This is a genomic window from Microbacterium sp. ZXT2-5 (assembly GCF_055329545.1).
In genome coordinates, this window is sequence record NZ_JBUZWD010000001.1 from 20474 (window position 1) to 32194 (window position 11721).

General features: G+C 70.9%; 15 protein-coding genes. 2 read left to right on the forward strand and 13 right to left on the reverse strand.

Annotated features, from left to right (window positions below; genetic code table 11):
* Positions 1 to 18 precede the first annotated feature (18 nt).
* The 6 genes from ACZBH1_RS00095 to infC form a co-directional block, all read right to left on the reverse strand.
* Positions 19 to 891, reverse strand: a complete 873-nt coding sequence (locus ACZBH1_RS00095) for a glutamate ABC transporter substrate-binding protein (RefSeq protein ID WP_336399009.1) — start codon at positions 889 to 891, stop codon at positions 19 to 21.
* 76 nt (positions 892 to 967) lie between these two features.
* The gene (locus tag ACZBH1_RS00100; protein ID WP_336399010.1) at positions 968 to 1765 is read right to left on the reverse strand and encodes an amino acid ABC transporter ATP-binding protein; all 798 of its coding nucleotides are present in this window, start codon (positions 1763 to 1765) and stop codon (positions 968 to 970) included.
* Positions 1766 to 1855: 90 nt separating this feature from the next.
* Positions 1856 to 2656, reverse strand: coding sequence for a TrmH family RNA methyltransferase (locus ACZBH1_RS00105; protein ID WP_378884871.1), 801 nt, complete (start codon positions 2654 to 2656; stop codon positions 1856 to 1858).
* Positions 2657 to 2771: 115 nt separating this feature from the next.
* The gene (gene rplT, locus ACZBH1_RS00110) at positions 2772 to 3155 is read right to left on the reverse strand and encodes a 50S ribosomal protein L20 (RefSeq protein WP_192636104.1); all 384 of its coding nucleotides are present in this window, start codon (positions 3153 to 3155) and stop codon (positions 2772 to 2774) included.
* A 32-nt stretch (positions 3156 to 3187) separates the two neighbouring features.
* The gene (gene rpmI, locus ACZBH1_RS00115; RefSeq protein ID WP_159844935.1) at positions 3188 to 3382 is read right to left on the reverse strand and encodes a 50S ribosomal protein L35; all 195 of its coding nucleotides are present in this window, start codon (positions 3380 to 3382) and stop codon (positions 3188 to 3190) included.
* 70 nt (positions 3383 to 3452) lie between these two features.
* Complete coding sequence (gene infC / locus ACZBH1_RS00120) at positions 3453 to 4106, reverse strand: translation initiation factor IF-3 (RefSeq protein ID WP_452324978.1); 654 nt, start codon at positions 4104 to 4106, stop codon at positions 3453 to 3455.
* Positions 4107 to 4394: 288 nt separating this feature from the next.
* Here infC and ACZBH1_RS00125 point away from each other — a divergent pair, with 288 nt between their 5' ends.
* Complete coding sequence (locus ACZBH1_RS00125; protein WP_194398005.1) at positions 4395 to 4811, forward strand: DUF1844 domain-containing protein; 417 nt, start codon at positions 4395 to 4397, stop codon at positions 4809 to 4811.
* Positions 4812 to 4838: 27 nt separating this feature from the next.
* Here the strand turns inward: ACZBH1_RS00125 and ACZBH1_RS00130 are convergent, their stop codons facing one another.
* The 7 genes from ACZBH1_RS00130 to ACZBH1_RS00160 all read right to left on the reverse strand — a co-directional run bounded on the left by ACZBH1_RS00130 (position 4839) and on the right by ACZBH1_RS00160 (position 10725).
* Entirely contained in the window at positions 4839 to 6233 is a 1395-nt protein-coding gene (locus ACZBH1_RS00130) for a pyridoxal phosphate-dependent decarboxylase family protein (RefSeq protein WP_463645149.1), read from the reverse strand.
* A 99-nt stretch (positions 6234 to 6332) separates the two neighbouring features.
* A complete protein-coding gene (locus ACZBH1_RS00135) occupies positions 6333 to 7145 on the reverse strand; it encodes an SseB family protein (RefSeq protein WP_463645150.1) in 813 nt (270 codons plus the stop codon).
* Positions 7129 to 7875, reverse strand: a complete 747-nt coding sequence (priA, locus tag ACZBH1_RS00140; protein ID WP_336399014.1) for a bifunctional 1-(5-phosphoribosyl)-5-((5-phosphoribosylamino)methylideneamino)imidazole-4-carboxamide isomerase/phosphoribosylanthranilate isomerase PriA — start codon at positions 7873 to 7875, stop codon at positions 7129 to 7131. Before priA ends, ACZBH1_RS00135 begins: the two co-directional genes overlap by 17 nt.
* A gap of 52 nt (positions 7876 to 7927) precedes the next feature.
* Positions 7928 to 8599 carry an imidazole glycerol phosphate synthase subunit HisH gene (gene hisH, locus ACZBH1_RS00145; protein WP_463645151.1) on the reverse strand — a complete coding sequence of 224 codons (672 nt, stop codon included), beginning with the start codon at positions 8597 to 8599 and terminating at the stop codon, positions 7928 to 7930.
* The gene (hisB, locus tag ACZBH1_RS00150; protein ID WP_463645152.1) at positions 8596 to 9204 is read right to left on the reverse strand and encodes an imidazoleglycerol-phosphate dehydratase HisB; all 609 of its coding nucleotides are present in this window, start codon (positions 9202 to 9204) and stop codon (positions 8596 to 8598) included. Before hisB ends, hisH begins: the two co-directional genes overlap by 4 nt.
* Positions 9201 to 10295, reverse strand: coding sequence for a histidinol-phosphate transaminase (locus ACZBH1_RS00155; RefSeq protein WP_336399017.1), 1095 nt, complete (start codon positions 10293 to 10295; stop codon positions 9201 to 9203). The genes hisB and ACZBH1_RS00155 overlap by 4 nt, the downstream gene beginning before the upstream one ends.
* Positions 10296 to 10356: 61 nt before the next feature.
* Positions 10357 to 10725 carry a LysM peptidoglycan-binding domain-containing protein gene (locus tag ACZBH1_RS00160; RefSeq protein ID WP_378884856.1) on the reverse strand — a complete coding sequence of 123 codons (369 nt, stop codon included), beginning with the start codon at positions 10723 to 10725 and terminating at the stop codon, positions 10357 to 10359.
* A gap of 258 nt (positions 10726 to 10983) precedes the next feature.
* On the opposite strand from ACZBH1_RS00160, the gene lexA reads away from it, so the two are divergent.
* Positions 10984 to 11664 (forward strand): transcriptional repressor LexA, encoded by a 681-nt coding sequence (gene lexA, locus ACZBH1_RS00165; RefSeq protein ID WP_336399019.1) that lies wholly within the window; start codon positions 10984 to 10986, stop codon positions 11662 to 11664.
* The last annotated feature ends 57 nt before the right edge of the window (positions 11665 to 11721 follow it).

An 11721-nucleotide genomic window follows, 5' to 3' on the forward strand; every position in this document is an offset into this window, starting at 1 on the left:
CGAGGCATCCGTCGTCGATCAGTAGCGGTCGGGGGTCGGCGGCTCGACGAACGGCAGGACCGTCCCGGCGGTCGAGTTCCACGCCTCCTCGTAGCGGCCGTCCTCGTACGCCTCTTCCAGCACGTCGTTGATCCACATGCGGAACTCGGTGTCCTCCAGCTCGAGGCCGATGCCGTACGGCTCCTCGGTGAAGGGCTCTCCGACGACCTTGAACTCGCCCTCGTTCTGGGCGGCGAGACCGGCGAGGATCACGTTGTCGGTCGACACCGCGACGACCTGCCCGTTGCGCAGCGGCTCGAGGCAGTTCGAGTAGGTGTCGGTCAGCACCGGCTCGGCGCCGATCTCGGCGAGCTTGGCCGCCGGGGTGGAGCCGGTCACCGAGCACACCGGCTGGCCGACGAGGTCGTCTTCGCTCTCGATGTCCTCGTTGTCGGCGAGCACCAGGATCGACTGACCCGCCATGTAGTACGGACCGGCGAAGGAGACGACCTCCTTGCGCTTGTCGTTGATCGTGTAGGTGGCGATGACGATGTCGACCTCGCCGTTCTGGATGAACGGCTCACGGTTGGCCGACACGGCCTCCTTCCACTCGATGTCCTCCTCGGCGATGCCGAGCTCGGAGGCGATGATCTTCCCGATCTCGACGTCGAAGCCCTCCGGCACGCCCGAGGGTCCCATGAGACCGAACAGCGGCTGGTCGAACTTGGTGCCGATCGTGATCGAGCCCGCCTCGTTGAGCTCGGCCATCGTGGTGCCCTCTTCGAAGGTGACCTCTTCGGGCTCGGGGGCCGCGGTGTCTTCGCCGGCCGGCGTTCCGCCGGAGGCGCACGCCGACAGTGCGAGCGCGCCGGCGGCTGCCAGCGCGATCAGCGGAAGTCGCATTCGCTTCATGTCTTCGTCCTTTGCTGTGCGGGACCGTTCGTGACGATCCTCTGGGTTCCCGACCGCGGCACGCGGCCGAGCGGAATCAGTGCTCGAGGATCTTGGACAGGAAGTCCTTGGCCCTCTCGCTCTGCGGGTTGGTGAAGAACTGGTCGGGCGTTGCCTCCTCGACGATCACGCCGCCGTCCATGAAGAGCACGCGGTCGGCGGCCTTGCGGGCGAAGCCCATCTCGTGGGTGACCACGATCATCGTCATCCCCTCCTGCGCGAGACCCACCATGACATCGAGAACCTCGTTGATCATCTCGGGGTCGAGCGCGCTCGTCGGCTCGTCCATGAGGATCAGCTTGGGATTCATCGCGAGGGAGCGCGCGATGGCCACGCGCTGCTGCTGACCGCCCGAGAGCTGGTTGGGCATCTTCTTGGCCTGGTTGGCCACGCCCACGCGGTCGAGAAGCTGCATGGCCTTCTCGTCGGCGTCCTTCTTCTTCATGCCGCGGACGCGGATCGGACCGAGCGTCACGTTCTCGAGGACCGTCTTGTGCGCGAAGAGGTTGAAGGACTGGAAGACCATGCCCACGTCGGCGCGCAGCTTCGCCAGCCCCTTGCCCTCTTCGGGGAGGGGCACGCCGTCGATGGTGATCCTGCCCGAGTCGATCGTCTCGAGGCGGTTGATCGCGCGGCACAGCGTCGACTTGCCCGACCCCGAAGGACCGATCACGACCACGACCTCACCGCGGTTTACCACCGTGTTGATGTCTTTCAGGACGTGCAGCTCGCCGAAGTGCTTGTCGACGTGGTCGATGACCACGAGCGGCTCGCCGCGACGGACGTTGATGTTCGAAGTGCGCGGCGCCGCTGCCGGTGCGTCAGGTGTCGCCATGCCCTTCACCCTACGGGTGCGCGACGACACTCGGCCAGAGGTACGCCGTGCCTTTACCGTTCCGTAACAGCACCGGAATCCGGCGAGGCGTCAGCGTGCCGCGCGCTGCGCGAAAGCGGTCTCGTAGAGGCACACGCTCGCGGCGGTGGCGAGGTTCAGCGATTCCGCCGCACCGAAGATCGGCAGGCGCAGCGAGAGGTCGGCGAGGGCGAGCGCCTCCTCGTCCAGTCCCCTGGCCTCGTTGCCGAAGAGCCACGCGGTGGGCTCGGCGAGCAGGTCGCGGGAGGCGAGGAAGTCACCGCCGCCGACGTCCGCGGCGATCACGCGCACGCCCGCGGCACGGGCCTTCTCGACGGCGGATGCCAGATCGACCCCGACCGCGACGGGGACGTGGAAGAGGGAGCCGGTCGTGGCGCGCACCACCTTGGGGTTGTACGGGTCGACGGTGCGCCCGGTCAGCACGACCGCGTCCGCGCCGGCGGCGTCGGCCGCGCGGATGATGGTGCCGAGGTTGCCCGGGTCGCGCACCTCCTCGCAGATGGCGACGAGGCGGGGCGAGGCCGCGAAGACCTCCCTGACCGACGTCGGCGACTGCCGTGCGACCGCGACGATCCCCTGCGGCGTCACGGTGTCGGCCATCGCGTCGAGCACCGCCTCGGTGGTGTACACGACCTCGAGCCCGGCCGCTTCGGCAGCGTCGCGCACATCGGCGTGCTTCTCGAAGGCGGTGGGGGTGGCGAAGATCTCGACGAGGGTGTCCGGTCGATACGCCAGCGCCTCCCGCGCGGCCTGCGGTCCTTCGAGCAGGAACAGCCCGGTCTCCTGGCGGGCGCTCCTCTTGGTCAGCTTCGCGACGGCGCGGACGCGCGGCGAGCGGGGGTTCTCGAGCACGGCATCAGTCTAGGGTCGCGGTCTGCGCTCCCCGGTACGCACGGAGCCGTCCGGGCACGCGAAAGGAGCGCCCTCCGTGAGGAGGACGCTCCTTTCGTCAGACGGATGCCGTCGGTCAGGCGCTCTTGGGAGCGTTGACGTTCTCGGGCAGCGCGCCCTTGGCGGTCTGGACGAGCGACGCGAACGTCTTGGGCTCGTTCACCGCGAGCTCGGCGAGCATGCGACGGTCGACCTGCACACCCGCGAGGCCGAGGCCCTGGATGAAGCGGTTGTACGTGATGCCGTTCTGGCGGGCAGCGGCGTTGATGCGCTGGATCCACAGACGGCGGAAGTCGCCCTTGCGCTTGCGACGGTCGCGGTACGCGTAGACGAGCGAGTGGGTGACCTGCTCCTTCGCCTTGCGGTACAGGCGCGACCGCTGGCCCCGGTAACCGGAGGCGCGCTCGAGGATGACGCGACGCTTCTTGTGGGCGTTGACGGCCCGCTTGACTCTAGCCATTTCTTGATGTTCCTAACTTGCGTCGGCGCGCGTCAGCGGCCGAGGAGCTTCTTCGCGACCTTGGCGTCGCCCGGGGCGAGCACCTGCTCCTGCGACAGGCGGCGGGTGCGGCGCGTGGGCTTGCCCTCGAAGTTGTGGCGAAGGTTCGCCTGCTGCTTCATGAGCTTCCCGCTGCCCGTGACCTTGAAGCGCTTCTTGGCGCCCGAGTGGGTCTTCTGCTTCGGCATCTCTTCTTCCTTCGTTTCACTTCCCGCTCAGGCGGGAGTCGGTATCCCGCGGTGCGGGAGTTCGTGGGGCCTATTCGGCGGTGGTCGCCTCGGCCTGGGGGGCCGGCGACTCCGCGTCCGCGGCGTCGGAGTCCGGTGCACCGCCGTTGCGGGCGGACCGGGCGGCCTCCTTGTTGGCAGCACGCTGGGCGTTCTGCTCGGTCTTCACCTCGGACTTGTTCTTGTGCGGCGCGATCACCATCACCATGTTGCGGCCGTCGATCGTGGGGTTCGATTCGACAGTGCCGAACTCCGCGACGTCCTCCGCGAACTTGCGGAGCAGACGCACACCCTGCTCGGGACGCGACTGCTCGCGACCACGGAACAGGATCATCGCCTTGACCTTGTCGCCGGACTGGAGGAAGCCCTCGGCGCGCTTGAGCTTGGTGATGTAGTCGTGAGCCTCGATCTTCAGACGGAACCGGACCTCCTTGAGGACGGTGTTCGCCTGATTGCGACGCGCTTCCTTGGCCTTCTGCGCGGCCTCGTACTTGAACTTGCCGTAGTCCATGATCTTGACCACGGGCGGCTTCGAGTTGGGGGCCACCTCGACGAGATCGAGGTCGGCCTCCTGAGCCAGGCGCAGCGCCACCTCGATGCGGACGACGCCGACCTGCTCTCCGTTCGGGCCGACGAGGCGTACCTCGGGCACCCGGATGCGGTCGTTGGTGCGGGGATCGCTGATGCGGAACTCCTTGGGTAAGAGGGTTGGACCTCCGCGACACACTGCCGTGCCGCGGGCGGAACGAGAGCCACTCCACCCGTCAGGACGCTTCAGCGCCGACTTCTGCACCCTGCCCCGGTGACGGAGCCTTCCGCGCCGTATCCGCCGCGGCTACCCCGGCCGCAGGACGGTCGGGGCGGAGTGCGTGACCCGGTAGCCTGGAACGGCAAGCGCGGGTGGGATGTGATCCACTTTCCGATCCGATGCAGAACGCACCGGAGACCGCAGCAGTCTATCAGAGAGAACGGCGTGGACACGATTCGAGACCAGGACGACCCATCGGCGAACGCGGCGGCGGTGGACGCCGAGCGCCAGGCGCGGTGGGAGGAGCAGGAGCGGGCAGCCTCCGCGGCCACCCGCGACATCGCCGACGTGCCGGCCGTCGAGGTCATCACCACCGCTGCCGTGCACCTGATGAGCGCCGCCGCCGTCAAGGTCGGGCTCGCCGACGACCCCGCCACCCAGACCGACCTCGACGAAGCCCGCAAGCTCATCAACGCACTCGCCGGGCTCATCACCGCGGGCGCCCCCGAGATCAGCGACATGCACGCCCGGTCGCTCCGCGACGGCCTGCGCTCGGTGCAGCTGGCCTTCCGCGAGGCATCCGTGATCCCGGACCCGATCGGCAAGGGTCCCGGCGAGAAGTGGACCGGCCCGGTCACCTGACCCGGCCCGGAGCGGCCCCACCCGGGGTCACCCCCCGATGCCGAGAGCCGCGGCGCCCCTGCGCACGGCGTCGACGGTGCGGCGCACGGCGTCCGCGTCGGTGCCGTGGTTGCTGACCGCGAAGCGCAGGACGGTGCGCCCTCGCCACGTGGACGACGAGGCCCAGGCGGTCCCCTCCGCGCGCAGCCACTCTCCCAGCGCTGCCGTCTGCGCGTCGTCGCCCGCCGCGAGGCAGACCTGCGTGAAGACGACGTCGTTGAGCACCTCGAGACCCGCGACGGTGCGGAACCCATCGGCCAGGGCGGCCGCGGCATCCGCCAGTCCGTCCACCAGCCCCACCACTCCCCGTCGGCCGAGGGCGCGCAGCGCCGCCCACACCGAGATTCCGCGGGCGCGGCGGGAGAACTCGGGCACGCGGTCGTACGGGTCGGAGACGCCCGTCACGGCCGGCAGGTACGGCGCGTGCGCGCCGAGGGCAGCCGTCATGGCCGCCTCGTCGGCGACGATCGCGACGCCGCAGTCATAGGGCACGTTGAGAGTCTTGTGGGCGTCGGTCGCCCAGGAGTCCGCATCGGCCATCCCGCGAACGAGGTGCTGCAGTCGGGGGCTCACCGCCGCCCAGAGCCCGAACGCCCCGTCCACGTGCACCCAGGCCCCGGCACGATGGGCGACCTCGACAGCCCCCACGAAGTCGTCGAAGTCGCCGGAATGCACGTCTCCCGCCTGGAGTGCGACCACGGCGGGGCCGGTCGCCTCGGCGAGAGCACGCTCCAGGCCGGCGACGTCGATGCGTCCCTGGTCGTCCGCGCCGACCGTCCGTGGCGCGCCCAGGCCTGCGAGGCGCCCGGCCAGCACCATCGATGTGTGGACGGCGCCGCCGGCGAGGAACCGGACCTCGGGAGCGCGCTGGAGGCCCGCGGCGGGATCGCCGCCGGCCCGGCGCACCACCTCGTCGCGTGCCGCGACGAGGCACGCGAAGTTCGCCATGGTGCCACCGGTGACGAATCCGACGCCGCTGCCGGCCGGAAGACCGAGGAGCTCGAGCAGCCAGGCCGCGGCGACCTCCTCGACGGCGGCGGTCGCGGGCGTCAGCTGACGCGCGCCGTTGTTCTGGTCCCACGCCGAGGCGAGCCAGTCCGCAGCCAGTGCGGCCGGGTACGTCCCCCCGATCACCAGCCCGAAGAATCGCGGGGACCCGAGTGCGATCAGACCGGGTTCGGCGGCCTCCGCCAGCTCCTGGACGACCGCCGTCGGCGACGCTCCCGTCTCGGGCAGCGTCCGCTCCAGGCGGGCGAGGATGGCGTCCGCGTCGGCCTCGGGACGGATGGGCCGATCCGGCAGCGAATCCAGCCAGCGCAGCGCTTCGCGGTGCGCGGCCTCGAGCGCCCGCCGGTACTGCTCCGTCGTCGACGCGTCGTCCATGCGACCCCCTTGCCGTGCCGATCCTCCACCGAGCACTCCGGGCTCGCAAGGGCACCGCGCACTCCGCGCCCGGCGGGCGCCGGCGCGACGGGCCGGGGCTCAGGAGCGGACGAGCTTGACCGTCAGCGAGTCGACGAGCACCGCGATCCGGTCGTCGGCCGCCCAGCGCTTGGCCAGGCGCGCGAGCACGGCGTCGAGCTCGAGCTTCTCGAGGCCGTCCATGAGCTGGAGCTTGACGATGAGCTCGGGGCCGCGCAGCCGGGCGTCCGGGTCGCCCGCGTCGACGACGAGGTCGATGACCGAGAGCTCGCCGCCGATGCTGGCGTGCAGTCCCGCGACGACCTCGGGCGACAGGAAGCTGGGCTCCCACGGCTGTCCCTGGCCGATCGCCCAGACCGCGGGGCGCCGGATGACGAACTCGGTCTCCGACGCCGGGTCGATCACGATGAGGTCGGTGTCGTCGGCGGCGGCGGCCAGAGCCGTGCGGACGCCCTCGACCGGGACCGGCCGGGCGGAGGCATCCCACCGCCTCATGGTGTCCACCGACGTGAACACCGGGAGCACCCGGCGACCGTCCGGCGCCGCGACCGTGACGATCGACAGCTCCTGGGTCTTGTCGACCTCGAGGCCGTGCGCGCCGACGCCGTGGTCGCCCTTCTCCGCGATGAGCGGGATGAGCAGCCGCGCGCGACGGTACGCGTCGACGACCTGCGCCTGCGCGCCGGTGCCGGCGCGGAACGCCGTCAGCGCGGCCAGGAGCGCCGGATCGGCGGATCCGTCGTCGGAGGCGTGCGGGTTGGAGTGGAAGGCGCGTCCCTCCCACGGGACGCCCGCCGAGTCGGCGGCGGGGTCGCCGTGGTGGCTGTGGCCGTGGGGCGCACCGCCGGACGGCGGGTCAGTGTCCGGCGACATCCAGCGCCTCGGCGAGCGTGAAGGCACCGGCGTACAGCGCCTTGCCCACGATCGCGCCCTCGACGCCCAGCGGCACGAGCTCGCGGAGGGCAACGATGTCGTCGAGGCTCGACACGCCACCCGAGGCGACGATCGGCTTCGGCGTGCGCGACGTGAGCTCGCGCAGCAGGTCGAGGTTCGGGCCCTTGAGCGTGCCGTCCTTCGTGACGTCGGTGACGACGTAGCGGCTGCAGCCGGCCGCCTCGAGGCGATCGAGGACCGTCCACAGGTCGCCGCCGTCGCGCGTCCAGCCGCGCGCCGCCAGCGTCGTCCCGCGCACGTCGAGTCCGACGGCGATGACGTCGCCGTACCGGCCGATGACGTCCGCCGCCCACTCGGGATTCTCCAGTGCGGCGGTTCCGAGGTTGATGCGGGCGGCGCCGCTCTCGAGGGCGGCCTCGAGCGTGCGGTCGTCGCGGATCCCGCCCGACAGCTCGACCTGCACGCCGCGGGCCTGCTTGATGACCTTGCGCAGCACGCCGGCGTTGCTTCCGCGGCCGAATGCGGCGTCGAGGTCGACCAGGTGGATCCATTGGGCGCCCTGGCGGGCGAAGTCGAGCGCGGCGTCGACCGGATCGCCGTAGCTCGTCTCGGTGCCTGCCTCGCCCTGGGTCAGACGGACGGCCTTGCCGTCGGCGACGTCGACGGCGGGCAGAAGGACGAGCTCGGGTGTGGACGCGAAATCGTTCATGGCTCCTCGTGCGGGAATGTCGGGAGCAGACGCTCCCGGAGTTGGCACGGTCTCAGAGGTTATCCCCGCCGAGCCCCTCGATCCAATTCGAGAGCAGGCGGATGCCGGCCTCCCCCGACTTCTCGGGGTGGAACTGCGTCGCCGAGAGGGGTCCGTTCTCGACGGCGGCGAGGAATGGCGTGCCGTACTCGCACCAGGTCAGCACCGGCTCGGGGAACGGCGGCTGCACATCGAGCAGCCACTTCTGCGCACCGAACGAGTGGACGAAGTAGAACCGCTCCTGCTCGATCCCTCGGAACAGCCGGGAGCCCTCGCCGGGCTGCACGGTGTTCCAGCCCATGTGCGGAAGCACCGGCGCGTCGAGCTCGGTCACAACGCCCGGCCACTGGCCCATGCCCTCGGTGTCGATGCCGCGCTCCACGCCGCGCTCGAAGAAGATCTGCATGCCGACGCAGACGCCGATGACCGGACGCCCGCCCGCGAGGCGGCGCTCGATGAGCTCGTCGCCGCGGCTGGCGCGCAGCGCCTCCGCGACGGCGCGGAATGCCCCGACGCCCGGGACGAAGAGCCCGTCGGCGTCCATCACGAGGCCGCGGTCGGAGGTGAGCCGGGCGTCGGCGCCGGCCGCGACGAGCGCCTTGACCGCCGAGTGCACGTTGCCCGACCCGTAGTCCAGGACGGCGACGAGCGGCCTCTCGCGGTCGGCGGACGCCGCTGCGCTCATAGCGCGCCCTTCGTGCTCGGGACGCCCTCGACGAGGGGGTCCAGCGCCTTGGCCTGCCGGAACGCCCGCGCGAAAGCCTTGTACTCGGCCTCCGCGATGTGGTGCGGATCACGGCCGGACAGCACGCGCACGTGCACGGTCAGCGCGGCGTTGTACGAGATCGCCTCGAACGTGTGGCGCACGAGCGAGCCGGTGAAGTGGCCGCCGATGAGGTGGTGCTCGAAACCGGCCGGCTCACCGGTGTGCACGAGGTAGGGGCGGCCGCTGATGTCGACGACCGCCTGCGCGAGCGCCTCGTCGAGCGGGACCAGCGCGTCGCCGTAGCGCGAGATGCCGGACTTGTCGCCGAGCGCCTCGCGGATCGCCTGTCCGAGCACGATCGAGATGTCCTCCACCGTGTGGTGCGCGTCGATGTCGGTGTCGCCGGAGGCGCGGACGGTGAGATCGGTGAGCGAGTGCTTCGCGAACGCGGTCAGCATGTGGTCGAAGAAGGGCACCGTGGTGTCGATGCGGCTGCGGCCGGTGCCGTCGAGATCGAGCTCGAGCTCGACCGTGGACTCGCTCGTGGCCCGCCGCAGCGAGGCGGTGCGGGATGCGGCGCTCATGACGTCGATCCTACCGAGGCCAGTGCGTCCAGGAACGCGGTCGTCTCCTCCTCGGTCCCGGCGGTGACGCGGAGGTGATTCGGGATGCCGACATCGCGGATGAGCACGCCCTCGTCGTACAGCGCGCTCCAGGTCGCGCCCGGATCGGGCACCCCGCCGAACAGCACGAAGTTCGTCCACGACTCGTGCGGCGTGTAGCCGAGGGCCTCGACGGTCGCCGAGATGCGGTCGCGCTGCCCCACGATCTCATCCACCATGCGCAGCATCGTCGGGGCGTGACGCAGGGCCGCCGTGGCCGCCGCCTGCGTCAAGGCGCTGAGGTGGTACGGGAGCCGCACCAGCCGGAGCGCGTCGATCAGCGCCGGGTCGGCCGCGAGATACCCCACGCGGGCACCCGCGAAGGCGAACGCCTTGCTCATCGTGCGCGACACCACGAGCCGCTCGCGACCGGGCAGCAGCGTCAGCGCCGAGCGCTCGTCGTGGGGCGCGAACTCGAAGTACGCCTCGTCCACGATGACGATGCCGTCGGTCGCGTCGTAGACCGCCTCGACGACGTCGAGGCCCAGGGGCGTGCCCGTGGGGTTGTTCGGCGAGCACAGGAAGACGACAGCCGGCGACACGTGGGCGACCTGCGCGGCCGCGTCCGCAGCCTCGATCGAGTAGTCGGAGGACCGCGTCCCGGCGATCCAATCCGCCCCGGTCCCCCGCGTCAGGAGCGGGTACATGGAGTAGGTGGGCCCGAAGCCGAACGCCGTACGGCCGGGTCCGGCGAAGGCCTGGAGGATGTGCTGGAGCACTTCGTTGGACCCGTTCGCGGCCCAGATCTGCTCGCGGGTGAGCCCGTGTCCGAGGTAGTCGGCGAAGCCCTCGCGCAGGGCGGTGAACTCGCGGTCGGGATACCGGTTCACATCGCGCAGGGCGAGGGCGATGGAGTCGAGGATGTCGTCCGCGACCTCCTGCGGAACCGGATGCGTGTTCTCGTTGACGTTCAGGGCGACGGGAAGCGGTGCCTGCGGAGCGCCGTAGGGCGTCTGCCCGCGGAGATCGGCGCGTAAAGGGAGGTCTTCGAGACGTGCACTCACCCCTCCCATGGTAGAGCCGCGCGACACGCTCCCGCCTCGGATGACGTCGGCGGCGCGGTTCGGCCGGGCCCTACTCCGCCGAGCCGTACTCCGCCGGGATCGCCAGGCTCTGCCCGGCCTGGACGGTGACGCCGTCGAGTGCGTTCAGGCGGACGATGGCGTCGACCACGTCGCGGGGGTCGTGCCCGGGCGCGACGTCCTCCGCGATCGTCCACAGCGAGTCGCCGTGCGACACGGTGACGGTGCTGAACGACCCCGCCGGCGCACCGGCGTCGCGGGTGGCGAGAGCCGCCCCGCCGCCGATGACCGCGGCGCTGAGCGCGATCACCGCGGGCATCGCCGCCAGCGTGGCCAGGACGCGGCGGCCCCGCACCGTGAGTCGCAGACGCGTCGCACGCGCCGGCGAGGGAACGGACGTCGTGTAAGCGATCGCGGTCATGGTGTCTCCTCGTGATGGGGAGAGATTCGCATTCCCCGCTCGGCCGGGAGCGGGGAGTGCGAACCTCTCTTCCGAAGCTATCTTCGACTCTCGACGGTGTCAAGACTCGGCCCGAGTGCCGAATGATCGAACGCGACACGCGGACGGGTTGTTCCCCGTACCCCCGGTATGCGGATACGGTTTCGATACGAGAACCCCACCACGGGCCTCCGACATTCGAAGAAACAGCGCTCGCGGGCGCAGGACGGGAGCCGGAAGATGAGCGACGCGGCCGGGCGCGACAAGCCCCAGACTCGTCGGCGCAAGAGCCTCAGCGACAAGCAGCTCGCGATCCTCGAGGTGATCCAGCGCTCCATCGCGCGCCACGGGTACCCGCCGAGCATGCGCGAGATCGGCGACGCCGTCGGCCTGAAGTCGCTGTCGAGCGTGACCCACCAGCTCAACCAGCTCGAGCTCAGCGGCTACCTCCGCCGCGACGCCGGCAAGACGCGGGCGATGGAGGTGCTCATCGACCTCCCCGGGTCGGCGACCGAGAGCCCGGCCGACGCCGCGCCCTCGCTGGGCGACGCCGCCCTGGTGCCCCTCGTCGGGCGGATCGCCGCCGGCGTGCCCATCACCGCCGAGCAGCAGGTGGAGGAGATCTTCCCGCTGCCCCGCCAGCTCGTCGGCAAGGGGGACCTCTTCATGCTCAAGGTCTCGGGCGAGTCGATGATCGACGCCGCGATCTGCGACGGCGACTGGGTCGTCGTGCGCGCGCAGGCCACCGCCGACAACGGCGAGATCGTCGCGGCGATGCTCGACGGCGAGGCCACGGTCAAGACCTTCCGGCAGCGCGACGGCCACACATGGCTGCTCCCCCGCAACTCCGCGTTCGAGCCGATCCTGGGCGACGAGGCGACGGTGCTGGGCAAGGTCGTGGCGGTGCTGCGCGCGGTCTGAGCGGCTTTCACCCGAAACGCGTGACGAAGGTCCTGGCGGGGCAGCGGCGCGGCGCGC